We start from the raw sequence: 23,730 nt of genomic DNA, 5'->3' as shown, positions 1-23,730 counted from the left end.
CGGCGGATTCAGTACGATTGCTGCGGATCGAAAACGCTCCACTCCCCCTGCCGGTAGGCCTCGATCGGCCGGAAGCGCGCCTTGTAAGCCATCTTCTGGCTCTCCGCGATCCAGTAGCCGAGATAGAGATAGGGGAGTTGCAAACGCCTGCAGGCCTCGATCTGCCACAGCACGCCATAGGTGCCGAAGGCGCTGCGCGCGGCGTCCGGATCGTAGAAGGTGTACACGCTGGACAAACCGTCGGTCAGCCGGTCGATGACGCTGACCATGCGCAATGCATCGGCATCGCGGAACTCGACGATCCGGGTGTCGACATGACTCTGCAGCAGGAAGTGGGTGTACTGCTCGCGATTGTCGAGATCCATGCCGCCACCGGCATGACGCGAGGCCTGATAGCGTTGATAGAGCAGGTAATGCTCTTCGGAGAACTCGAGCGGGCATTCGCGGGCTTCGAGGGCCGAGTGCCGGGCCCACGCGCGCCGCTGGCTGCGGTCCGGCGTAAAGTGATTCACCCCGATCCGGACCGGGACACAGGAATGACAATGATCGCAGTGGGGCCGATAGGTGAATACGCCGCTGCGACGAAAGCCGCGGCGCACCAGATCACTGTACACCTGGGGGTCGATCAGGTGGCCGGGCGTGGCAACCTGCGATCGTGCCATGCGGTCGGGCAGGTAGGAGCAGGCGTAGGGCGCCGTGGCATAGAACTGGATCAGTGCGTATGGATAATCCTGCTTCATGGTTGTCGGCCCATTGCCCGCTATTCTGTGTACTAGTTCCAGTCGATCGCATTCGCCAGGTCCTGCGGCCAGCGTCCGCAGGTTCCGTCGTGCCGGGTCCAGCGGTTCAGGTCGGCACCGAATTCGCTGCGGGCGAGTTCTCGAGCACCCATCGACAGCAAGTGCGGCGTGGTCATCTGACAATCGATCACGGCGAAATCCAATCGTTCGAGGACCCGCGCCAAGTGCGCCAGTGCAACTTTCGAGGCGTCGGTTTCGCGCGAAAACATCGATTCACCGAAGAATGCACGTCCCACCGCCATGCCGTAAAGACCGCCCACAAGTTTGTCTTCTCGCCAGCATTCGACGCTGTGCGCGTATCCAAGTTCATACATCCGGCAGTAGGCCGCCTGCATCCGGGGCGTGATCCAGGTTCCGGCATCGGCCTCCCGCGGCGCGGCGCATTCCGCCATCACCTCGGCAAAGGCCGTGTCGATGCGGATCTCGAAGCGCCGTTGCCTGAGGACCTTGCGCAACGACCGGCTGATCCGGATCTGGGCCGGTATCAGCACCAGACGTGGATCCGGACTCCACCACAGGATGGGCTCGTTGCCGCTGAACCAGGGGAAGATGCCGCGGCGGTAGGCTGCCAGCAACCAGTCCGGCGTGAGTTCTCCGCCTGCCGCGAGCAGGCCGTTGGGGTCGACGAGCGCCCGTTCGAGCGGTGGGAAACCCGGTTCGCCCTCAAGCCAGGGGATCATCCGGGCAACTGGACGAGTTGCAGGGCGCCGGCCTCGGCTTCGCTGCCCTGGAAGGTCACGACGTGGTCCACCACCAGACGGATACCGATGCGCTCGCCGATTGCGTGGTTATGATGACTCGGTACCAGTGACAGCACCTTCGCGCCGCTCGCCAGTTTCAGCGTGTACAGGATGTCGGCGCCGCGGAATGCCTTGTGCACGACTTCGGCGCGCATCGGGCTCGCATCGTCGTGGACCACGTCGTCCGGGCGCAGCAGCACATCGACGCTGCAGTTGCGCTCGCAGGCTGCACACCCGATTTCGCACTCCACCGGGACTTCGGTCTTTAGGGTGCCGACTTCGACCTGGACCTCCCGATTGCTCAATACCATGCCCGGCAAGAAAACGCCCTGGCCGATGAAATCGGCCACGAAACGGTTCTGCGGCCGATGATAGAGGTTGTATGGGGTGTCCCACTGCTGGATCCGGCCTTCGTGCATGATGCCGATCTCGTCGGCAACGGCGAAGGCCTCGTGCTGGTCGTGGGTGACAAGGATGGCGGTCGTGTTCGTCGCCTTGATGATGTCGCGTACTTCGTAGGAGAGACGCTCGCGCAGTTCGACGTCGAGGTTGGAGAAAGGCTCGTCGAGCAGCAGCAGACTGGGCGCGGGGGCCAGGGCGCGGGCGAGGGCGATGCGTTGTTGCTGGCCGCCTGACATCTCGTGCGGGTATTTGTCGCCCTGGGTGCCGAGCCCGACCAGTCGGAGCAACTCGGTGACCCGCGCCTGTTTGTGGTCCCGGTCCGCGTTGCGCAGGCCGAAGGCGATGTTCCCGGCAACGGTCAGATGGGGAAACAGGGCATAGTCCTGAAACACCATGCCGATCCGTCGTCGTTCCGGCGGCAGGTGCCGGCCCTTGCCGCTGACGATCACGCCATCGAGCAGGATCTCGCCTGCCGACACCGGTTCGAAACCGGCAATACAGCGCAGTACGGTGGTCTTGCCGCAGCCGGACGGGCCGAGGAGGCAGCCGATGCTGCCTTGCTCGAGCCTGAGCGAGAGCCCGCGTACCACCCGGTTGCCCGCGTACGCCAGATCGATATCTACCAGTTGCAGATGGGACATGGTTGATCGGTAATGTGCAGGTTGCCCGATTATTGCACTGCGGCGATCCAAATGCGATCAATTATAATTCTGCGCGACAGGCCGACAAACAGCCGTTTGTGGCACAGGACATCGGGAGCAGGATGAATTCAAGCGGAAGGTTTGCGCGCCTGTGGCAGCGCATTTCGTTTCTGACCGCGATCGCGGTCGTGGTGGCCATCTTCATTGCGGCCCCCGTCCTGTCGGTATTTTCCAATGTCTTTGTCGGCGGCACCACCGCGACCTGGTCACATCTGGCCGACACCGTGCTTGCCGAGTTTGTGCGCAACACGGTCATCCTGTGCATCGGGGTCGGCGTGGGCGTGGCGTCGATCGGGGTGACCACCGCCTGGCTCACGACCATGCACGAGTTTCCGGGACGGCGGGTTTTCGAGTGGGCGCTGATTCTGCCGCTCGCGGTACCCGCCTATGTCATGGCCTATGTGTATACCGATTTTCTCCAGTTTGTCGGTCCGGTCCAGACCGGGCTGCGCGAGACGTTTGGCTGGACCCGCGCGGACTACTGGTTCCCCGACGTGCGTACCGTGGGTGGCGCGGTCGTCATGTTCATGTTCGTGCTTTACCCCTATGTGTACATGATCGCGCGCACCGCCTTTCTCGAGCGCGCCGGAGGCATGCTCGAGGCGGGGCGGTCGCTGGGGCTCGGGCCGTGGGCGTGCTTTTTCCGCGTGTCGCTGCCGCTTGCCCGGCCGGCGGTGATCGCGGGCACCGCGCTGGCGCTGATGGAAACCCTGGCGGATTTCGGCACCGTGTCCTATTTCGGGGTGCAGACCTTCACCACCGGCATTTATCGCGCCTGGTTCTCGCTCGGCGATCGCATCGCGGCCGCCCAGCTCTCGGCGGCCCTGTTGCTGTTCGTCGTGGCGGTGCTGGCGCTGGAGAAAGCGAGCCGTGGCCGGGCGCGCTTCAACAACACCTCGCGCAACCTGGGGAGCGCGATTCGCCACCGACTGTCACCGCTGGCCGGAACAGCGGCGGCGATCTCGTGCTTCCTGCCGCTGTTTTTCGGGTTTCTGCTGCCGGCGTGGCTGCTGCTGAAAATGGCGTTCGGCGAGGGGGATGCGCAATTCGGCCCCCGCTTCCTGGATCTGGCACGGAACAGCTTCGTGCTCGCGGCGGTAACGGCCATCCTGGCGGTGATGCTGGCCTTGCTGCTCGGCTATGCGGCGCGTCTCGCACGCTCGCGTCTGCCGCAGATCCTGAACCGGATCGTCGGACTCGGCTATGCCGTGCCCGGATCGGTGATTGCGGTGGGGGTGCTGATTCCGGTCACCCGGCTCGACAACTGGCTGGTCGGCTGGTGGGAGAGCACGTTCGGGGTGAATCCGGGGCTGATCCTGACCGGCGGCATCGCGGCACTCGTCTACGCCTATCTGGCGCGCTTCCTGACCGTGGCATTGCACACCGTCGAATCGTCGCTGGGCAAGATCACGCCCAGTATGGACGATGCATCACGCAGTCTGGGCTTTGGCAAGTGGCCGACCCTGCTCCGGGTGCACATCCCGATCCTGCGCGGCAGTCTGTTGACCGCCGCACTGCTGGTGTTCGTCGATGTCATGAAGGAACTGCCGGCCACGTTGGTGATGCGTCCCTTCAATTTCGATACCCTTGCGACCCAGGCCCACACGCTGGCATCGGACGAACGCCTGACCGAAGCATCCACCGCCGCGTTGACGATCGTCGCTGTCGGCCTGCTGCCGATGTTCGTGATCTCGCGTCAGATCCTCAAGGGGCGTCGGCAGGGCTGAACGCCGACGGCCCGCTCCGTCGCTGACCCTGTGTGGGGTCCGCGAACCGGTAGAAAGTCGCGTCGCGCGCGCAGCACGGCGTGGACTACAGACTCCGGAATGCAAACAGCCCGCCACGCGTGCAAGGCGTGGCGGGCTGTTCGGGCACGAGGAGCGGATCAGCGATAACCGGCGCGATCAAAAATCTTCTGCGCCTCGCCCACCGTCTGCGCGAGCTTGCCGATGGGCAGGGTGTCGGCCTTGAACGGGCCAAGCTTTTCGAGTGCCGGGTTGGTCACCTTCACGCTTGCCACCACCGGCCATTCGTTGTTGCCGTTGGCGAAGTAGGCCTGCGCCTCATCCGATGCAAGGTACTCGAGGAACTTGACCGCCGCGCCCTTGTTCGGCGCCGTCTTCAGCATGCCGGCGCCGGAGACGTTGATGTGGGTGCCCCAGGTCTGCTGGTTCGGCCACACCGCCACCACGTTGGCCACCACAGCTTGGTCTTCGGGCTTGGTCGAATTCATCAGGCGCGCGAGGTAATAGCTGTTGGCAATGGCAATGCCGCATTCACCTGCCGCAACCGCCTTGATCTGATCGGTGTCGCCGCCTTTGGGCGCGCGCGCAAAATTGGCGACCACACCCTTTGCCCATTCTTCGGTCTTTTCCGCGCCGTTGTGCTGGACCAAGGCAGCGCCCAGCGACAGATTGTAGGGGTGGCTGCCGGAGCGGGTGCACACCTTGCCCTTCAGCTCGGGAGCGGCGAGTCCTTCATAGGTTTGCGCCTGCTCCGCCTTCACCAGGTCCTTGTTGTAGACGATGACGCGGGCCCGGGTCGAATAGGAGAACCAGTTCTCGGCACGCAGGTGTGCCGGAATCCGCTGTTCCAGCACGGCGGATTTGACCGGCGCGAAGATGCCCATCTGGTCGGCATGGGCAAGACGAGAGGCGTCCACGGTGATGAACAGGTCGGCCGGGCTGTTTGCGCCTTCGTTGCGGATGCGCTCGAGCAGTTCATCCTCCTTGGCTTCGATACGGTTGACCTTGATACCGGTCTGTTTGGTGAAGTTGCCGTAAAGCGCGTCGTCGGTTTGATAGTGACGGGCAGAGTAGATGTTCAGTTCGGTGTCTGCAGCCAGGGCGGCGGTACCGTGCAGGCCGAAGCCGGCGAGAAGGGCGGTTGCGAGGGCCTTCTTGATCATGGATGAACTGCCTATTAGGAGAATTAAAGGAAGAGTGCAATCGGTTGCGAGATAATAACGAGATCAATTCGCAGTTGCAAATGGATCGTAATGCGTTCACTATGGATGCGAATCAATCGCATTAAGGAGATATGCATGAACGCACTGATCGTCGGCGCCGATCGCCTCGGCAATATTCCGGACGTACTGCAACAGTTCGGCATCCGGATTGCGGCCCATGTCAGCGGAAGAGACAGCAGCCATCAGCGGCGCAGCGCGCCGCTACCGGCAGGAATCGAGATGGTGATTCTGTTTACCGATTTTCTCGGCCACAACGTGATGCAGCGATTCCGGGAGGCGGCAAGCCGCGAGGGGGTCAGTGTCGTATGTTGCCGGAGATCGGTATGTGCGCTGCAGCAGGCGCTGGGGAAACGAACCGCCAGGGAGGATTGCAGTACCTGCGGGGTGTGCCCGGATGCCGTCGCACCCTTACGGCGCGGTCGGCACTGAGCACGGATCTGCCACCGGGTGTGTTCTAGCGCACAGGGGCTGCGGTGATGGTGACCGGGTTGGTTTCATCGACCAGTCGACGACCACCATTGAAGCGCTTTGCCCAGTAGCTGGCGCTCATGTCTTCCACCCTCACCCCACCCCCACTCGAGGGCGAATGCAGGAACCGCCCGTCGCCCAGGTAGATACCGACGTGGGAAAAGGCGCGGCGCATGGTGTTGAAGAAAACCAGATCGCCCGGTTTCAGTTCCTGCTTGCCCACCTTGTCGCCCTGGCGTGCCATTTCGCGCGCAGTCCGCGGCAGGTCGAGTCCCAGCGCGTTGCGGAACACGGACTGCACCAGCCCGCTGCAGTCGAGGCCGGTTTCGGGAGAGGTGCCGCCGAAGCGATAGCGAATTCCGAGGTAGCTCATGCCCTCGTTCACGAGGTTCTGAGCGGACGAGGTGTAACGCTCGACGAAATCGGCCGGATCGTTTCCGAACGCGGCGGTCTCCTGCGCGGTGGCCGGTGCCGAAAGGGCAAGAAGACTTGCCAGCAACAGTGCGAAAGAGTTGGCCGGGATACGCATCGGCGCGACTATACGCACCGGTCACCCCACTGTAAACCACGGATTATCCGAACTTATTGAGCCGACGGTGGGATTTCGGGCTGATTTCGGAAGCCCGGAATTGTCATATCGGACGATTTAGCTGACGTCTCGAACGTTCGAGGTCGGCGAGTGCGCGGGCAGTGCCGGCGCCGCTTGCAAGCGAACGTCCCTGCGCGGCAAGCAGGAGCTGGGCAATTACCCACGCATCTCCAAGGGCGTGGTGGCGCTGGAAAGTCTCGATATCGAACGAACGCATCCAGTCGGCCAGACGTGCGGTATGGTCGATACGCTCGGGGAAAAGTCCGGGCAGCAGGATGTAAAGATCGAGCCACAGAACGTCCGGCGTGAATCCGAGGTGCTGTTCGAGCGCGCGCTCGAGCATCGTGCGGTTGAAGGCCGCGTTGTACACCACCAGCGGGCCCTTGCCGGCGAAAGAGAGCAGATTGGCGAGGGTGACGGCGGGGTCGGTCTCGAGCGTCGCGTAATAGCTTTCGGCGGGGGAGATCAGCCCTTCGTCGACGGCGATGGCGGCGACCGACAGCAGTTTGTCGTGATCCAGGTTGAGGCCGGTCGCCTCGGTATTGATCACCGTATAGCGCGTTTCGAAATGCGGCCGGTTCGGGTCGCATTCGGGCAAGGCCTTCCACTGTGCAATCGACTCCCGGACCACGGCGTCGAGCCCTCCGGCGTCGTTGCGACCGGAGATGAGTTTCGCGATCCAGTTCATAGCTGATAGTCGAGCTTGAGCCGAAGCTGAAGCTTGCGCGCCTGGCGGAACGCCTCCTTGAGAATGCGGCGATCGAGTTCGTTGAGGCTGTCCGGGTTGACCTTGTTGTCGTCCTTGGTGCCGTGCTCGGTCTCAAGGTGCTGGGAACGCAAACGCAGCAGCTGGATGAAATGGAAGCCATCGATGATGGCGGCGACCTCCTCGGGGGGAACCCCCATCCTGACGGCTGCGCGGCGCAGCCGCTGCACGGTGCTGCTCGACTCGACGCCGGTACGTAGCGCGAGAATCCGGGCGACATCGACAAACAGCCGGGCGCCTGATTTCTTCAGATCGATGGTGCCGTCGTCGTCGACGATGAAATCGCGGATACGGCCAAGCGGCGGGGCAACCTGCAGGGCGTTGCTGGCCATCATGCGCTGGAAGGCGGAGTTGGCCTTGGCGCTCTTGTTGAGCCAGGCGCGCAACTGGTCACCCAGGCGCTCGTTGCCGTACAACACCCGGAAGTCGAAAAAGATCGAGGCATTGAGCAGTGCCTGCGGGTCGGGTTCGCGAATCCAGCTGCCGAAGCGCCCGCGCCATTCGTCCAGCGTCAGGCACAGCTCGGGATTGCTGGCCATGATATTGCCCGTGCACAGCGGGAATCCGCAGGCGGCCAGACTTTCGTTGACCTCGCGCGCAAAGGCGATCAGGCGTTTGCGCACCGGTCCGCGCTCCTGCAACTCCGGACATAGCCAGATCAGGCCGTTGTCCTGGTCGGTGGACAGGGTCTGTTCGTGGCGGCCCTCCGAGCCGAACGCCATCCAGGCGAAATCGACTTCGCGCAGATCATGATGCTCTAGCGCGAGGTCGATGATGCGGCGCGTCAGAGCGTCGTTGAGGGCGGAAATGAACTGGGTCAGCTGTTCGGCGCCGATCCCCTGGGCGATCAGATTGAGGGCCAGCTGGCGGATGTCCCTGCTCGCGTGGCGCAGTGCCTCGATGTCGTTGGCGCTCTCGATCCCGGCACGGAGCTGGCGCAGGCTGATCCGCTGCAGCGAGAACAGGTCGCGCTCGGACACCACCCCCTGGAGCTTGCCTTCACTGTCGATCACCAGCATGTGGCGGACGCCGTGGGTCGCCATTTCGAGCGCCGCATCGTAGGCGGACGCGGAGCCCGGCAGTTGATGCGGGTTGGCGGTCATGACGTCGCTGATCGGGCGGGTGAGGTCGAAACCCGGCAACAACAGGCGGGGAAGGATGTCGCTTTGGGTCAGGATCCCGACCGGACGTTGTTCGGTATCGACCACCACCATGCAGCCAATGCGCAACGCGGCCATTTTCTCGAGTGCGGTCCGGGTGACGGTGTCGGGCGCGACGAAGATGGGCCCTTTCTTGACCAACTGGGCGAGCGGCGTGGTCATCGTCTGCTGTTCGGCGGCACGTTGCGAGAACGTCGTCTGCAGTTGTTGTCGCGACTGGTTCAGCAGGCTGGCGATGTACTGGGTGCAGAACAGATGGAACACCCGGCTCATCTGCATCAGCTGCATGAAGTCGTCGGCACCGATCTGGAAGCAGAAACTGTCATCCACGGCCACGTAAGCATTGGTGGACGGGCGATTGGCCGAAATTGCGCCGATCGGGAAGCATTCGCCCGGTCCCATCGTCATGCTGGCGTATTCGGTGACGGTCGTCGCGCCGGTCTGGCGAGACTGAATCTTGCCGCGCTGGATGATGTAAAAATGGCGTGCCTGACCCATCTCCGGGGTCAGGATCTCGCTACCGCGCGGGTGAAAGGCGAGTACCGCCCGCTCCGCCAGAAATGCCAGCGCTTCCGGTTCCATCCCATTGAAGGGCGAGAAGCGCTTGAGGAAAACCGAACTGGCACCCATCAGCATGTCGGGAGCTGAGACAGTCATGGCATATCGACCAAATGGCAACCCGTGAATTATAGGCGCGACAGCGATATACCGGGCTGATCTGACTCAAGCTTTCGCCGAAGCAGGGGCCGCGATGGCCCCCTTGCCGCCGGGTCGTGCCTACAGGACTTCTGCCGCGTGGTCTGCCAGACGGGAGCGCTCGCCGCGCTGCAGGGTGATGTGCCCGGAGTGCTCCCAGCCCTTGAAGCGGTCCACCGCAAAGGTGAGGCCAGACGACCCCTCGGTGAGGTAAGGCGTGTCGATCTGGGCAATATTGCCCAGACAGACCACCTTGGTTCCCGGTCCGGCACGCGTGATCAGGGTCTTCATCTGCTTCGGCGTCAGGTTCTGCGCTTCGTCGATGATCAGGAACTTGTTGATGAAAGTCCGCCCCCGCATGAAGTTCAGGCTCTTGATCTTGATCCGGCTGCGGATCAGGTCGCGGGTGGCGGCCCGTCCCCAGTCGCCGCCTTCGCCGGTGGTGCCGTTGAGGACGTCGAGGTTGTCCTCGAGAGCCCCCATCCAGGGCGCCATCTTTTCCTCTTCGGTGCCGGGCAGGAAGCCGATGTCTTCACCCACCGGTACGGTGACCCGGGTCATGATGATCTCGGAGTAGCGCTTGGTCTCGAGCACCTGGGTCAACCCGGCGGCTAGGGTCAGCAGGGTCTTGCCGGTGCCGGCCTGGCCGAGCAGGGTGACAAAGTCGATTTCCGGATTCATCAGCAGGTTGAGGGCGAAATTCTGCTCGCGATTGCGCGCGGTGATTCCCCAGATATTGTTCTTGTGATGGCTGTAGTCGGTGAGCGTCTCCAGCACCACCACGCGGCCGTTGCGCTCCTTGACCCAGGCTTCGAGCGGCGTGTCGCTATCCTGGTAGAGGAATTCGTTGACCAGCAGATCGGCAGTCAGCGGGCCCTTGAGGCGATAGTAGGTGTGGCCGTCGTTCTTCCACGACTCCATGCCCTTGGCGTGGGTTTCCCAGAAGTCGGTGGGCAGTTCCTGGGTCCCGGTGTACAGCAGGTCGGTGTCCTCGAGCACCTTGTCGTTGAAGTAATCCTGCGCTTCCAGGCCGAGTGCCCGGGCCTTGATGCGCATGTTGATGTCTTTCGATACCAGGATCACCGACCGCCCGGGTTCCTTCTCGGCCAGATGCATGACCACGGCCAGAATCTGGTTGTCGCCCTTGGCCGTGGGCAGCGCTGCGGGCAGGACGACATTGATCGCCTCGGTCTGGAGGAAGAGCTTGCCGGTCGCGAGCTCGTGCGAAGGCGCGGTGAGCACGATGCCGGCTTCGATCCCCTCGGGCGAAGAGGAGACGATCTCGTCCATCATCCGGCTTGCCTGGCGGGCGTTGCGCGCCACTTCCGACATGCCCTTCTTGTTGTTGTCGAGTTCCTCCAGGGTCATGATCGGCACGAAAATGTCGTGTTCCTCGAACCGGTAGAGGCTGGTAGGGTCGTGCATCAGCACATTGGTGTCGAGCACGAAGAGCTTGGTCTTCGGGGTGGCGCGGCGGCGGGTCGTCTTCTTGGCTTGGGCTGCTGGCATGTGCGCGGACCTTTCTGGGTGGATCGATCAGAGTGACTGGACGAAGGCGAGCACTTCCTCGGCATGGTCGGGTACCTTCACCCCGCGCCACTCGCGCGCCACCGAGCCGTCGGCGGCGATCACGAAGGTGCTGCGCTCGATGCCGCGCACCTGCTTGCCGTACATGTTCTTCATCTTGATCACGCCGAAGGCGTTGCAGGCGGCTTCATCGACGTCGGACAGCAGATCGAAGGGCAGTTCGAGCTTGGCCTTGAAGCCCTCGTGTGATTTCAGGCTATCGCGCGAAATCCCGAAAATCTCGCAACCGGCGGCAACGAAGGCGCCATGATGGGCGCCGAAGTCACGGGTCTCGTTGGTGCAGCCAGGGGTGTTGTCCTTGGGATAGAAATACAGCACGACCTTCTTGCCGCGCAGTGCCGAAAGGGTCACGGTGCGACCGCCGGTGGCCGGCAGGCTGAATTCGGGAAGAGGCGAATCGGGCATGGTGTCTCCTGTTATGCGCATCTGTGCTCAGCGTACCGGACGAGTGCCGTCGCTGACAATTACAGCGCGATGACATCGCGCCTCGCGGGGGCTCATTCCACCGGATCGAACAGCAGGGCAGCGCCCACCGAGCGTCCCTCGCCGACGAGCACGTTGTAGGTGCGGCAGGCCGCAGCCAGGTCCATCACCTCGAAGCCGACGCGGCCGTCGATCAGGGGGCGCAACAGGGCAGGAGGCGGGAAGCGCTGACGCTTGCCGGTGCCGATCAGCAGGATCTCCACGCCGAGGGCACACGCCTCGTCGAGATGTTCCGCGGTAAGGGCCGCGAAGCCGCCCGGCGCCCAGCCGGAAACGATCCGGTCGGCGGTGAGCAGCAGGTTGCCGTCATGGCGGACCTTGTTGATAAGGACGTGATCGACGCCGTAGCCGGTCACGGTATTGATGCTGGCGGGCTGGTCTAGATGGAGCTTCATCGCAGGTTGGTCGCTCGGTCGGGATCGGGGCAAATTGCCGCGCTGCGGCGGCGGCGCTAAGATAGCAATCTTTTCGCCATTTACGCGAGCGGGACGCGTTCCGCCGCCGATGGTGGGCCGACGCCCCGCGGTGGATTGAGGGCAAGACAACAAAGGATCGACAACATGAAAGCGGCGACGACACTGAATCTGGCAATGGCTCCCACGGAACCTGTGGTCAAGGCCGAGGCCGCCGCCGCGCGTCCGATCCGCAAGTCGGCCAAGCTTGCCGACGTCTGTTACGACATCCGCGGCCCGGTGCTGGTTCGCGCCAAGCAGATGGAGGACGAAGGGCACAAGATCATCAAGCTGAACATCGGCAACCTCGCCGCGTTCGGCTTCGATGCGCCCGAAGAAATCCAGATGGACATGATCCGCAACCTGCCGAACTCGGCGGGCTATACCGATTCCAAAGGCATCTTTTCCGCACGCAAGGCGGTGATGCACTACACCCAGCAGAAAAATATCAAGGGTGTGGACATCGAAGATATCTACTTAGGAAACGGTGTTTCGGAGCTCATCGTGCTGGCGATGAACGCGCTGCTCAACGCCGGTGACGAAGTGCTGGTTCCGGCGCCGGACTATCCGTTGTGGACCGCCGCGGTGAGCCTGTCCGGCGGTCGTCCGGTGCATTACCTGTGTGACGAGGCGGCAGGCTGGCTGCCCGATATTGCCGACATGCGTGCAAAGATCACGCCCAACACGCGTGCGATCGTCGTCATCAATCCGAATAACCCCACCGGTGCGGTGTATCCCGACGCCGTGCTCAAGGATATCGTTGCACTCGCCCGCGAGTTCGACCTGATCCTGTATGCCGACGAGGTGTACGACAAGGTGCTGTACGACGGCATCACCCACACCTCGCTCGCCGCGCTGTCGGAAGACGTGCTCACCATCGTCTTCAACGGCCTGTCCAAGAACTACCGTTCCTGCGGTTATCGCGCCGGCTGGATGGTGGTGTGTGGCGACAAGCGGCACGCCCAAGACTACATCGAGGGCCTCAACATGCTGGCCTCTATGCGGCTGTGCGCCAACGTGCCGGGACAGTACGCGATCCAGACCGCGCTCGGTGGCTATCAGAGCATCGACGATCTGGTCTCCGAAGGCGGGCGCATGCGGCGTCAACGCGATCTCGCCTGGGAGCTGCTCAATGCCATTCCCGGGGTCAGCTGCGTCAAGCCCAAGGCGACGCTGTACATGTTCCCGCGCCTCGATCCGAAGATCTACCCGATCGTGGACGATCAAGCCTTCATCGCCGAGCTGCTCGAGGAGGAGCGCGTGTTGCTGGTGCAGGGTACCGGCTTCAACTGGCCGCATCCGGACCACTTCCGCCTCGTCTTTCTGCCGCACGAAGACGACTTGCGCGATGCGATCGGGCGCATCGCCCGTTTCCTGGAACACTACCGCAAGCGCCACGGCGCCTGAGGCCGACCACCCGGCGCTTGCGCCGGGCGATTCCCCAACTCAACGACCAACACGGAAGTACTGAATGAAACCGATCAACGTGGGCCTGCTGGGCATCGGTACCGTCGGCGGCGGCACCTTCACCGTCCTCAAACGCAACGAAGAAGAAATCACCCGGCGCGCCGGACGGCCGATCCGCATTACCACGGTGGCGGACAAGAACCTCGAGCTGGCGCGCAGCGTTGCCGGCGAGGGAGTCCGGCTGACCGATGATGCGTTCTCGGTGGTGACCGATCCCGAAATCGACATCGTGGTCGAGCTGATCGGCGGCTACGGTGTGGCCCGCGAACTGGTGCTCAAGGCAATCGAGAACGGCAAGCATGTGGTCACCGCCAACAAGGCACTGCTCGCGGTCCATGGCAACGAGATCTTCGCCGCGGCGCAGAAGCAGGGCGTGATGGTCGCGTTCGAGGCCGCGGTGGCCGGCGGCATCCCGATCATCAAGGCGCTGCGCGAAGGGCTGTCGGCCAACCGCATTCAGTGGCTCGCAGGCATCATCAACGGCACGACCAACTTCATCCTGTCCGAAATGCGCGACAAGGGCCTGCCTTTTGCCGACGTGCTCAAGGAAGCGCAGGCGCTGGGCTATGCCGAAGCGGATCCGACCTTCGATATCGAAGGGGTGGACGCCGCGCACAAGGCGACGATCATGAGCGCGATCGCGTTCGGCATCCCGATGCAGTTCGACAAGGCCTACATCGAGGGCATCACCAAACTCGAGTCGGCCGACATCGACTACGCGGAACAACTCGGCTATCGGATCAAGCTGCTCGGCATTGCCAAGAAGCGCGACGACGGCGTCGAACTGCGGGTGCATCCGACCCTGATCCCGGCGAAGCGCCTGATCGCCAACGTCGAAGGCGCGATGAACGCGGTGCTGGTGCAGGCCGATGCGGTGGGCGCCACGCTCTACTACGGCAAGGGCGCCGGCGCAGAGCCGACCGCCAGCGCGGTGATCGCCGACCTCGTCGATATCACCCGCCTGCACACCGCCGACCCCGAGCACCGGGTGCCGCACCTGGCCTTCCAGCCCGACCAGGTGCACGACATCGCGGTGCTGCCGATCGAGGAGGTGATCACCTCCTACTACCTGCGCATGCGGGTCGACGACAAGCCGGGCGTGCTCGCCGACATCACCCGCATCCTCGCCGACAGCGACATCTCGATCGACGCGATGATCCAGAAGGAGCCGGCCGAGGGCGAATCGCAGACCGACATCATCATGCTCACCCACCAGACGGTCGAGAAGAATGCCAACGCGGCGATCGCAAAGATCGAGGCGCTGGCGGTGATCAGCGGCAAGGTCAAGCGGATCCGCCTCGAGACCCTGTGAACCCGGGCGGATGGCGGCAATGCGCCGTCCGCCCGGCGCCGCCGCGCCGCTCGCAAGACCGGGCGGCGGGCGCCCGGTTCAAGACGCGGGCGATCTGAGCACCCGCTCCAGATCCCGCGCGGCAAGTCCGACGCTGGTGGTGGCGTTGCCATCACCTGTGCTCCACCACATCGTTACCCAGGCTCGACCGTCCGCGTCGAAGCGTTCGATCTCACAGACCGATCCGATCATGAACTCGAACATCTCCCGTTCGTCATCGTCGATATCGGCGCCGATGTCGATGTTGATGACCCGGATCTCGTCGCCGACCGCGATCGGCTGACCGTGTCGGTCGGTATGTGCGTCAGTGGCGTGCATGAAATCCTCCTTCCGTGATCATGACGTCGGGTGTCCGGCTGCCATGGCCTCGACCGCTGCGGTCAGGGCCGGCACGATCCGGGCGCCGTCGTGACGGGCCAGCAGACGGGCGGCATCCTCGACCAGGCCGTGCGCCTCGTCGGCCTTGGCGCCCTGCCTGAGTTCGGCGGCAAAGCGGCCAAGGGTGCCGGCCACCAGACGGGTGATGCGACCGTTCTCGCCGGTCACCTTGGAGCTGGCGATGGCATTGCCGATCAGGTCCGCGATGATGCGGTGATAGTCCTTGTCTGCCATGGGCGTCTCTCATTCGTCGACGGTGACGGCGCTGTAGTTCTTCAGCCGCTGGCCGGCGCCGACACCGAGGATCTTGGCCAGCCACGGCGGCGGCGACTGGATCATCATGTGCTGGAATTCGGCCAGCACTTCGGCCGCGGCGCCGCCCTCGATACGCTTGATCGGGTAGATGCCGCCCTTGATCACTTTCGCTGCCGCCGGTCCGCCGACCGAGACCACGTAGAGCACATGACAGTCCGAGATGAGCTGAACCCGGAACCCGTTCTTGTCTTCGGCAAAATCGGCCTCCAGCGCATCGCGGACGCCGACCAGGCGGATCTCCGCGGGCGACACCTGGTACACCAGGTAGCGGATACAGGAACCGAAATGGCCGTTGAGGGCTTCGCCGCTGTCCGAGGCCAGCGCGACCCGGACCGAACCCGGCATGTCGCCGTCGGCAAACGGCTGCGGTTCGGCCAGGGCGTCGCCCTCGATGTCGCCCCACAGGATGCGCACCGCGAGTTTCATCGCTTCGAGGCCGATGCCGATGTCCTCGCCGTCCTCTTCGCCGTCCGCGCTGGCGAACGCGGTTTTGAGGTCGGTCACGGTGATGGTTCGCAGGTCGTCGACGTCAATCTGTTCGTTGCCGATGCGGTTCTGCAGGACGTCGATCAGTTGCGGCAGGGATATGCCGGGCATGGCGCGCGCCGCCAGGGCCACACGCAGGGCGGCATCGCGGGTGATCGGAGCTGGACTCTGTTGCATGGGCGAAACTCCTCTAGTGGGGATTCATGCTGACAAAGCACGATGGGTGCCAGCCCCGGCGCTGCTGCAACTCCACGCCAAGCCGCTGTTTTCGTGAGTTTTATTCAGCCGGTGCGAACGGCGCACAGGGTGACGGCGTGTCGTAGCCTCGACAATACCTACGCCCGACCCGACGGACTGCGGCCGCGTGGGCACAAGGGACGCGCCGGATGTGCTGCGGTCACGGCGCGGTGCCGTGGCTTCGGCGCGGCCATGATCGGAGGTGGCCGCTGGCTATCCGCAGCTCATCAACACAGGGCGACGGTGGGGCCCATGACCTCGGTCAATTACGTCACCGGTGAATGGGGGCAGACTGCATCGACACCGTAACCGGCGGTCGCGACAACACCCGGCGATCGAAGCTGACCGTTTCAGTTCCTCCCGTGCATTGCCCGTCCATGAGCGTTTGCCAGCATGATTTTCAAGAGCGCGATCTTTGTTGTCATCCTGCTGCTGATCGCAGTACTCGCGGTGCGCGGCTACCGAAGTGCGGTCAAGCGCTTCGAGGCCGACAGGGCCGAAGTGGAAGGGGAGCGTCTGTCCGTGTCAACACCCGTGCCGGATGCGCAGCGCGGCGCCATCCGCAAACCCTGACGAGATACTCATGCGAACGAAGCTGATTGTGGTTCTCCTGCTCTCGGGCCTGCTTGCCCTCCCGGCGCTGGCCGAGGGGCGGTCCTGCCCCGATCTCGCCACCGCGGTGCAGGTTGCGGTGTGTCCGTCCGACGAAGAGCTCAAGTACACCTATGTGGGCTATTGCGGCGACAACGCCCGCCTCTACGGTCGCGATGGGGACACCTGCGAGAGCTTCGAGCACTATCGCAAGGCGAAGAACATCGCCCTGTGGGAATCGGCCGACGGGGCGTTCAACGCCTATCTGTCATGCGAAACCCCGGCGGAAACCATCCGCGGCGCGAAACCGGTGCGGATGACAACCGAGCGCAAGGGCACGCTGACCCGGTTGCTCTGCAGCTACACCGCGGACATCGGTTTCGTCCATCGCACCAAGGCGCTGTGCAAGGTGGAAGGGGTCGGCGACTGCAATGGGCCGGGGGGCTGTCAAGCGAGCTGCGACTAGGAGCACCGATCAAGGACGGCGTTCGCCGATGGCGGTCGCAGCGGTCACGCTGCTTCGACCTCCCGATGGCAGTCCCTGTCGGTCGCCGGTCGGCGGTTTTGGGCCCATGTTTATCCCCGTCCGCCGTGGGCGAAGCTGTGGACAACTTGTGGGCCAGTCGCCAGGGGCCTTGAAGCGACAGGGTTTTGCCGTGCTGCACGGAAAATAGGCAACATGTCGCAAAGCGCCTAAAATCGCGGCTTCCCCCGCATCCGGTCCTGCCCGACATGTCCGCTCCGATCCGCTACTTCATCCGCCCGCTGCGCCCCGAGGCCCACCTGTTCGAGGTCAGCTGCACGGTCAGCGATCCCGACCCCGCCGGTCAGCGCTTCAGCCTGCCGGCATGGATACCGGGGAGCTACATGATTCGCGAGTTTTCCCGCCACATCGTCAGTATCCGCGCCGAGTCCGCGGACGAGCCGGTCCGCATGGACAAGCTCGACAAGCACAGCTGGCAGGCCGCCCCGCTGGCCGCCGGCAAGGCGCTCACGGTGCATTGCGAGGTCTATGCCTGGGATCTGTCGGTGCGCGCGGCCCACCTCGACCGGACCCATGGCTTCTTCAACGGCACCAGCGTGTTCCTGGCCGTGGAGGGGCGAACGGATCGCGCCTGTCTGGTCGAGATCGCCCGCCCGGAAGGAACGCGCTACCTCAACTGGAAAGTGGCGACCGCACTGCCGCGCGCTAGTGGCGAACTGGGCGCCGCGCGGGCGTACGGTTTCGGCCTGTACCGCGCGTCGAACTACGACGAACTGATCGACCACCCGGTCGAGATGGGTAATTTCACGCTGCAGAGCTTCGACGCCGGACAGGTGCGTCACGACATCGTGCTGACCGGACAGCACGATTGCGACACCGCACGCCTCGCCGGCGACCTGGCCCGGATCTGCCAGTGGCAGATCGATCTGTTCGGCGCGCCGCCGCCCATGGACTACTACGCCTTCCTCACCCAGGTGGTGGGGGATGGCTACGGTGGCCTCGAGCACCGCGCCTCGACGGCGCTGCTCGCAAGCCGGGCCGATCTGCCGTGGCCGGGGATGCGCGGGCTCAGCGATGGTTACAAGGCCTTTCTCGGCCTGTGCAGCCATGAGTACTTCCACACCTGGAACGTGAAGCGGATCAAACCTGCCGCGTTCACGCCCTACGATCTGGCAACCGAGAACTACACTGCCCTGTTGTGGGCGTTCGAAGGCTTCACCTCCTATTACGACGATCTTGCACTGGTGCGATCCGGTGTCGTCACCCCCGCCGACTACCTCGCCCTGCTGGGCAAGACCGCGTCGAACGTGCTTCGTGGCCCGGGACGCCATCGCCAGAGTGTGGCGGAATCGTCCTTCGATGCATGGACCAAGTACTACCGTCAGGACGAGAATTCGCCCAACGTCATTGTCAGCTACTACACCAAAGGGGCGTTGATCGCGCTCGCACTCGACCTCCAGTTGCGGGCCGCGACCGCCGGAAAGCGCAGCCTGGACGACGTCATGCGGTTACTGTGGCAGCGCCATGGGCAGACCGGTATCGGGGTGGTGGAGGACGCCATTTTCGCGGCGGTCGATGCGGTCGGCGGCAGCGAGTGCGGCGCGCGGCTTGCCCGCTGGCTGCGCAAGACGGTGAACGGTACCGACGACGTGCCGCTGGCGCGCCTGGTCAAACCCTTCGGTGTCGAACTGGGCATCGAGCCGGCAGGGCAGGGAACGACCCTCGGGGTCAAGCTCGCCACCGGCAACGCTGAGACCAGAATCGCCACGGCATACGACGACGGACCCGCGCAGCGCGCCGGACTGTCTGCCGGCGATATGCTGCTGGCAATCGACGGTCTCAGGGTCGGTACGGCGAACATCGATGCACTGCTGGCACGGCGCAAGCCCGGCGAGCGGGTCGAGATCCACGCCTTCCGCCGTGACGAGCTGATGTCCTTCGATGTCGAACTCGCCGCGCCGGCCCACGATGTGGTGAAGCTGAGCGTGAATGACAAGGCGGCAACGGCGGCGCGCCTGCTGCGCAAGGGCTGGCTCGGGCACTGATTGCGGCGGGCGTCGACCCGCGGTGTCGGCGTGCCCCGCGCCGGGGCGAGGCGGGGGTGATCACCGCCCTCGCGCGATCAGCCGCGCGCAGGCTCGATCCGCTCGCGACCGCTCAGCGCGTCGGCCGCTCATTCTGCTGCCGGCGCCGACTCACCCAGCGCAGCAAGGCGCCGAACAGCACCGAAGCGAGCACGGTCGCGAGCACCCCTGCTTCCCAGAACCCCGCTACGGTGGGCGCCTTGATTCGCCACGGAGCAAGGAAGCTCAGCCAATAGCCGAGGCCCAGGCCGATGCCCCAGAAACACAGGGTATGCAGCAGCATCGGCACCAGCGTGACCTTGTAGCCACGCAAGGCGTGCGAGGCCACGGTCTGGACCGAGTCGAACAACTGGTAGACACAGATGAACACCACCAGCCCGAGCGCGACCGCGCGCACGGCCGGGTCGCCCGACGACAGGCCGATCACCGGCTCGCGGACCAGCCACAGGATGAGGCCGATCAGGGTCGATGTCGCTGCGGTCAGGATCATGCTCACCCTGACCGTGGCGCGCGCGCGGGCCCAGTCGCGGGCGCCGGCCGCCTGGCCCACCAGTACCAGGCACGCAATCGACATCGCCAGCGGCAGCATGTAGATCAGTGCGGCGAGGTTGGCGACCACGCGGTGGCCGGCAACCGCTTCCGCACCGAGGCGGGCGACGAAGAGCGCGATCAGCGTGAATGAGGTGATCTCGATGAAGGTCGAGAACCCCATCGGAATGCCCAGGCGGAGCAGGGTGCCGATCTCGCGCGCGCGTGGCGGCTGCCAGTCGGAGAACAGGCGATAGGGGCGGTAGCCCGGGTTGCGCAGCAGGTAGATCGCGCCGCAGCTCAGCCCCAGCCAGCTCACCGTAGCGGTCGATATGCCACAGCCGAGCGCGCCCAGTGGCGCCAGCCACAGCTGTCCGTTGACCAGTGCCCACGCCAGCGGGACATGGGTCGAGGTCGCGATCAAGCTGATCACCATCAGTGCCCGCGGCCTCCCGACCGCATTGTTGAAGGCGTAAAAGGTGCGATAGAGCAGTACCGCGGGCAGGCCGACGGCAGTGGCGGCGAGGTAGTCGCCGGCCTTCTCGGCGACCTCCGGCGGGACCTTGGCCAGGGTCAGCAGGAACTCGGGAAAGGCAAGCAGAAGTGTGCCCGGCACGGCCAGCATCAGCGCCAGCCAGAAACCCTGTTGCAGCGAATGGGCGATTTCATGGGTGCGCCCGGCGCCGACATGGTGGGCGACCGTGGGCGCCACCGCCTGCAGGACACCGACCAGCAGCATGACCACCGAGATGTAGAGTCCGCTGCCGACCGCAATGGCGGCAAGATCGACGGTTCCGTAACGCCCGGCGATCACGGTGTCGGCCACCATCATGCCCATCGACAGCAACTGGGCGATCAGCACCGGCCAGGCGTGGTGCAGCAGGCGACGGGCGATCGTGGAGAACGGTTCCGTCGGACTCACCGCCTGTCGAATGGCGCCCGCAGGTGATTGGCGCAGCTCAGTCGTGGGTGCGTCCAAGCTTGTTCCGCCAGTAGCGCCAGGCCAGGAACCCGAACAGCACGGCCATGATCAGCCAGAAACCGATGCCCTGCCAGAACGCGATCGGGTCGGTGGCGAGAAAATAGTCGCGGGGCGGACGGACAAAATGAACCCGCCCCTCGATCAGGCCGCGCGCAGCGGAGCCCAGGGCCGCCAGCACCGGCGAGAACCACACCAGCAGACCGCCGCCGATGATGCACTTGTCCACCAGCGGCGAACGGCGTCGGCGCGGCAGATACACGCTATCCACGCCGAACCAGATCGCGAGCAGGAAGCCGATTGCCGCAACCAGTGGCGCGACCGCCAGGGCGGCACCGAGTGCGGTGGCGCCGAGCAGGAACAGACTGCCTTCGAGCGCAAGAATCCGTATCCACAGCGGTTCGAGGTTGGTGAATAACCAGATTGACACCGGGGTGGCCATCAACGACAGGATCAGACAGATACTTGCGCGACGTCGCGCAGTGTCGCCGGCGAGGTCGGTATCGCGGGCCTGGAGCAGAAGCGGCATGTCGGGGCGCCCGGATGACGGGCGAAGCAGGGTGAAGCGCGAGTCTACTACGGCTGCGCGGGGTGCAGATCACTATATGAGGCTTCACTGAATCAGGGCGTTCGCAACGCATGAAGATCGCGTCGCAAGCGCCCCGATCCGGGCTCCCGGTCACACGGCGGCGAGCGCCTGCTCGAGATCGGCAAGGATGTCGTCGATATGCTCGATGCCGATCGACAGCCGCACCATGTCGGGCGACACGCCAGCCCGGGCGAGCTCGGCCGGCGCAAGCTGACGGTGCGTGGTCGAGGCCGGATGGCAGGCGAGCGACTTCGCATCGCCGATGTTCACCAGACGGGTCACCAGCTTCAGTGCATCCTGGAAGCGCGCACCACCTTCGAGCCCGCCCGGAACGCCGAAAGACAGGATGCCCGATGCGCGACCACCCATGTATTTCTCCACCAGTGCATAGTCGGCATGATCCTCCAGCCCGGCATAGTTCACCCACGACACCTTCGGGTGCTGCTTCAGGAAGCCGGCAACCGCCACCGCATTGGCGCAAATGCGGTCCATGCGCAGGGCGATGGTCTCGATGCCCTGCAGGATCAGGAAAGCGTTGAAGGGCGACAGCGCCGCACCCATGTTGCGCAGCGGCACGACGCGCGCGCGGGCGATGTAGGCCGCGGCACCGAGCGCTTCGGTGTACACCACGCCGTGGTAGGACACGTCGGGCTCGTTGAGTCGACGGAAGCGCTCCTTGTGCTCCGCCCACGGGAATTTGCCCGAGTCGACGATGACCCCGCCGATCGAATTGCCGTGACCGCCGAGATACTTGGTCAGCGAATGGACCACGATGTCGGCACCGTGCTCGAACGGGCGGCACAGGTAGGGCGAGGGCACCGTGTTATCCACGATCAGCGGCACCCCGGCCCGGTGGGCGATCTCTGCCAGACGCTCGAAGTCGGTGATGTTGCCCAGTGGATTGCCCACCGATTCGCAGAAGATCGCCTTCGTGCGGCTGTCGATCAGCGCCCCGAAGGCCTCCGGGTCGCGGTAGTCGGCAAAGCGGACTTCGATTCCGAGCTGCGGAAAGGTATGGGCGAACAGGTTGTAGGTGCCGCCGTACAGTGTGGCCGCCGAAATGATGTTGTCGCCGGCCTCGGCGATGGTCTGGATCGAATAGGCGATGGCGGACATCCCGGATGCGACCGCGAGGGCGCCGATCCCGCCTTCCATGGCCGCGACCCGCTGTTCCAGCACCGCGGTGGTCGGATTCATGATCCGGGTGTAGATGTTGCCGGCAACTTTCAGGTCGAACAGGTCGGCGCCATGCTGGGTGTCGTCGAAGGCGTAGGATGTGGTCTGATAGATCGGTACCGCAACGGCCTTGGTGGTCGGATCGGGCGAATAGCCGCCATGTACGGCAAGGGTTTCGATTTTCATGCAGATGTTCCCGGCTGGAATAATCGGGCGAGTATATCCAGAGCGCGATCGATATCGAAAGACTTGTTGTGCGGGGGCGGGGCTTGTATTGCGGGAATCCGCCGGGGAGAATAATAAAGTATTACTAAATGCGGAATGGGGGTGGCGCTTGTCGCAATGCCAATGACATTCAGATAGGGGGAGAGCAATGAAACAGTGCAGGATCATCGCCCTGTTGTCGCAAAAGGGCGGCGTGGGCAAGACCACGGTGACCATGCAACTGGCCGAGGGGCTGGCCGGCAGTGGGTATCGGATCACGGTCTGCGACCTCGATCCGCAGGAAAGCGCGGCACGCTGGGCCGCTGCAGCGGACGCCGCGGAACCCTTTCCGGCGACCGTGGAACGTGCGCGCGGCAACCTGCGGGAACTCGGTGCGCAGTTCGACGCGTGCGCGCGACGGGCAGACATGATCCTGCTCGACTGTCCGCCCTCGATCGAGCATCCGCACGCGCTTGCCGCGCTTGAACTGGCCGATCTCATTCTGATCCCGGTAGTGCCCAGTCCGACCGATCTGTGGTCCACGCGCGCGGTCGAGCGTCTGGTGGTCGCGACCATGGCTCGTCGGCCGTCGCTGCGTGCCGCCTTGCTGCCCAACCGGGTGCAGCGCACCGCACTGGCCGCAGACGTGCTCGAGGTGTTGCGCGAGTTCTCGTTGCCGGTGATCGGTGCAAGCCTGGGGCAACGCAATGCCTATGCCCAGAGCGCAGTGCAGGGCGGATCGGTATATCGGCTGGGTCGGGCGGCCGATCAGGCGCGCGAGGAAGTTGACCGGCTGCTTGCAGCAGTTCTTGAATTGACAGGAGAAACGAAGTGACAACGAGCAAGAAGACCCAATCCGCGCTGCGCGCCACGCTCAAGCAGGAGGACGCCGCAGTGGCCGGGCGTCTGCCCGAGGTGGCAGCGGCGCCGGCGCCCGCGAGCGCGCCAGCCGCGAAAGCCCGAACCAGGACGCCCGCCACCGCGAAGCCCGCCACCGCGAAGCCCGCCACCGCGAAGCCCGCCACCGCGAAGCCCGCCACCGCGAAGCC

Annotated in this window: 24 protein-coding genes and 1 pseudogene; 9 read left to right on the top strand and 16 right to left on the bottom strand. The window is 64.3% G+C overall.

What is annotated here, in order from left to right; translation table 11 throughout:
* Positions 1-8 precede the first annotated feature (8 nt).
* Genes AC3A35_RS09060 through AC3A35_RS09050 form a run of 3 tightly spaced genes read right to left on the bottom strand, consistent with a single transcriptional unit; the run spans position 9 to position 2,583 of the window.
* Positions 9-740, bottom strand: coding sequence for an arginyltransferase (locus tag AC3A35_RS09060; RefSeq protein WP_487435711.1), 732 nt, complete (start codon positions 738-740; stop codon positions 9-11).
* Positions 741-772: 32 nt separating this feature from the next.
* Positions 773-1,480, bottom strand: coding sequence for a leucyl/phenylalanyl-tRNA--protein transferase (gene aat, locus AC3A35_RS09055; RefSeq protein ID WP_487435710.1), 708 nt, complete (start codon positions 1,478-1,480; stop codon positions 773-775).
* Positions 1,477-2,583: an ABC transporter ATP-binding protein gene (locus tag AC3A35_RS09050; protein WP_487435709.1), complete on the bottom strand. Its 1,107-nt coding sequence runs from the start codon at positions 2,581-2,583 to the stop codon at positions 1,477-1,479. The genes aat and AC3A35_RS09050 overlap by 4 nt, the downstream gene beginning before the upstream one ends.
* A gap of 122 nt (positions 2,584-2,705) precedes the next feature.
* On the opposite strand from AC3A35_RS09050, the gene AC3A35_RS09045 reads away from it, so the two are divergent.
* Positions 2,706-4,370 carry an ABC transporter permease gene (locus AC3A35_RS09045; RefSeq protein WP_487435708.1) on the top strand — a complete coding sequence of 555 codons (1,665 nt, stop codon included), beginning with the start codon at positions 2,706-2,708 and terminating at the stop codon, positions 4,368-4,370.
* A 158-nt stretch (positions 4,371-4,528) separates the two neighbouring features.
* On the opposite strand, the gene AC3A35_RS09040 is transcribed toward AC3A35_RS09045, so the two are convergent.
* A complete protein-coding gene (locus AC3A35_RS09040; RefSeq protein WP_487435707.1) occupies positions 4,529-5,551 on the bottom strand; it encodes a Fe(3+) ABC transporter substrate-binding protein in 1,023 nt (340 codons plus the stop codon).
* Positions 5,552-5,686: 135 nt separating this feature from the next.
* Between AC3A35_RS09040 and AC3A35_RS09035 the strand changes: the two genes are divergently transcribed.
* On the top strand, positions 5,687-6,040 hold the full coding sequence (locus tag AC3A35_RS09035; protein ID WP_487435706.1) for a DUF2325 domain-containing protein: 354 nt from the start codon (positions 5,687-5,689) through the stop codon (positions 6,038-6,040).
* Between the two features lie 25 nt (positions 6,041-6,065).
* Here AC3A35_RS09035 and AC3A35_RS09030 read toward each other — a convergent pair whose 3' ends face one another.
* From AC3A35_RS09030 to AC3A35_RS09005, 6 genes are all read right to left on the bottom strand, one after another.
* Positions 6,066-6,608 carry a C40 family peptidase gene (locus tag AC3A35_RS09030; protein ID WP_487435807.1) on the bottom strand — a complete coding sequence of 181 codons (543 nt, stop codon included), beginning with the start codon at positions 6,606-6,608 and terminating at the stop codon, positions 6,066-6,068.
* 103 nt (positions 6,609-6,711) lie between these two features.
* A complete protein-coding gene (locus AC3A35_RS09025; protein ID WP_487435705.1) occupies positions 6,712-7,356 on the bottom strand; it encodes a 3'-5' exonuclease in 645 nt (214 codons plus the stop codon).
* Positions 7,353-9,251 carry a DUF294 nucleotidyltransferase-like domain-containing protein gene (locus AC3A35_RS09020; protein ID WP_487435704.1) on the bottom strand — a complete coding sequence of 633 codons (1,899 nt, stop codon included), beginning with the start codon at positions 9,249-9,251 and terminating at the stop codon, positions 7,353-7,355. Before AC3A35_RS09020 ends, AC3A35_RS09025 begins: the two co-directional genes overlap by 4 nt.
* A 120-nt stretch (positions 9,252-9,371) precedes the next feature.
* The gene (locus AC3A35_RS09015; protein WP_487435703.1) at positions 9,372-10,799 is read right to left on the bottom strand and encodes a PhoH family protein; all 1,428 of its coding nucleotides are present in this window, start codon (positions 10,797-10,799) and stop codon (positions 9,372-9,374) included.
* A gap of 27 nt (positions 10,800-10,826) precedes the next feature.
* A complete protein-coding gene (locus AC3A35_RS09010) occupies positions 10,827-11,282 on the bottom strand; it encodes a peroxiredoxin (protein ID WP_487435702.1) in 456 nt (151 codons plus the stop codon).
* Positions 11,283-11,374: 92 nt separating this feature from the next.
* A complete protein-coding gene (locus AC3A35_RS09005) occupies positions 11,375-11,755 on the bottom strand; it encodes an Mth938-like domain-containing protein (protein ID WP_487435701.1) in 381 nt (126 codons plus the stop codon).
* A 165-nt stretch (positions 11,756-11,920) separates the two neighbouring features.
* On the opposite strand from AC3A35_RS09005, the gene AC3A35_RS09000 reads away from it, so the two are divergent.
* A complete protein-coding gene (locus AC3A35_RS09000; protein ID WP_487435700.1) occupies positions 11,921-13,219 on the top strand; it encodes a pyridoxal phosphate-dependent aminotransferase in 1,299 nt (432 codons plus the stop codon).
* Between the two features lie 64 nt (positions 13,220-13,283).
* Complete coding sequence (locus tag AC3A35_RS08995; RefSeq protein WP_487435699.1) at positions 13,284-14,591, top strand: homoserine dehydrogenase; 1,308 nt, start codon at positions 13,284-13,286, stop codon at positions 14,589-14,591.
* Between the two features lie 78 nt (positions 14,592-14,669).
* Here AC3A35_RS08995 and AC3A35_RS08990 read toward each other — a convergent pair whose 3' ends face one another.
* The 3 genes from AC3A35_RS08990 to AC3A35_RS08980 are packed head-to-tail and all read right to left on the bottom strand — an operon-like array spanning position 14,670 to position 15,986.
* A complete protein-coding gene (locus AC3A35_RS08990; RefSeq protein ID WP_487435698.1) occupies positions 14,670-14,948 on the bottom strand; it encodes a hypothetical protein in 279 nt (92 codons plus the stop codon).
* Between the two features lie 18 nt (positions 14,949-14,966).
* Positions 14,967-15,242 carry a hypothetical protein gene (locus tag AC3A35_RS08985; RefSeq protein ID WP_487435697.1) on the bottom strand — a complete coding sequence of 92 codons (276 nt, stop codon included), beginning with the start codon at positions 15,240-15,242 and terminating at the stop codon, positions 14,967-14,969.
* A 9-nt stretch (positions 15,243-15,251) separates the two neighbouring features.
* On the bottom strand, positions 15,252-15,986 hold the full coding sequence (locus AC3A35_RS08980; protein ID WP_487435696.1) for a dinitrogenase iron-molybdenum cofactor biosynthesis protein: 735 nt from the start codon (positions 15,984-15,986) through the stop codon (positions 15,252-15,254).
* 453 nt (positions 15,987-16,439) lie between these two features.
* Here AC3A35_RS08980 and AC3A35_RS08975 point away from each other — a divergent pair, with 453 nt between their 5' ends.
* The 3 genes from AC3A35_RS08975 (at position 16,440) to AC3A35_RS08965 (ending at position 19,166) form a co-directional block, all read left to right on the top strand.
* Positions 16,440-16,619, top strand: a complete 180-nt coding sequence (locus AC3A35_RS08975) for a hypothetical protein (RefSeq protein WP_487435695.1) — start codon at positions 16,440-16,442, stop codon at positions 16,617-16,619.
* A gap of 10 nt (positions 16,620-16,629) precedes the next feature.
* Positions 16,630-17,103: a hypothetical protein gene (locus AC3A35_RS08970; RefSeq protein WP_487435694.1), complete on the top strand. Its 474-nt coding sequence runs from the start codon at positions 16,630-16,632 to the stop codon at positions 17,101-17,103.
* A 266-nt stretch (positions 17,104-17,369) separates the two neighbouring features.
* Positions 17,370-19,166, top strand: coding sequence for a M61 family metallopeptidase (locus AC3A35_RS08965; RefSeq protein ID WP_487435693.1), 1,797 nt, complete (start codon positions 17,370-17,372; stop codon positions 19,164-19,166).
* Positions 19,167-19,278: 112 nt separating this feature from the next.
* Here the strand turns inward: AC3A35_RS08965 and AC3A35_RS08960 are convergent, their stop codons facing one another.
* From AC3A35_RS08960 to AC3A35_RS08950, 3 genes are all read right to left on the bottom strand, one after another.
* Complete coding sequence (locus AC3A35_RS08960; RefSeq protein WP_487435806.1) at positions 19,279-20,667, bottom strand: MATE family efflux transporter; 1,389 nt, start codon at positions 20,665-20,667, stop codon at positions 19,279-19,281.
* 25 nt (positions 20,668-20,692) lie between these two features.
* A complete protein-coding gene (locus tag AC3A35_RS08955) occupies positions 20,693-21,241 on the bottom strand; it encodes a hypothetical protein (RefSeq protein WP_487435692.1) in 549 nt (182 codons plus the stop codon).
* 150 nt (positions 21,242-21,391) lie between these two features.
* Entirely contained in the window at positions 21,392-22,663 is a 1,272-nt protein-coding gene (locus tag AC3A35_RS08950; protein WP_487435691.1) for an O-acetylhomoserine aminocarboxypropyltransferase/cysteine synthase family protein, read from the bottom strand.
* Positions 22,664-22,850: 187 nt separating this feature from the next.
* On the opposite strand from AC3A35_RS08950, the gene parA reads away from it, so the two are divergent.
* Complete coding sequence (gene parA / locus AC3A35_RS08945; RefSeq protein ID WP_487435690.1) at positions 22,851-23,516, top strand: ParA family partition ATPase; 666 nt, start codon at positions 22,851-22,853, stop codon at positions 23,514-23,516.
* Positions 23,513-23,730, top strand: a pseudogene (locus AC3A35_RS08940) (hypothetical protein); the annotation flags it as partial. The gene parA and the pseudogene AC3A35_RS08940, both read left to right, overlap by 4 nt.

The organism is Azoarcus sp. Soil_N_20 (assembly GCF_057656155.1).
Note: the sequence above shows the minus strand (reverse complement) of the source record. Positions and strands in the feature narration are given on the sequence as shown.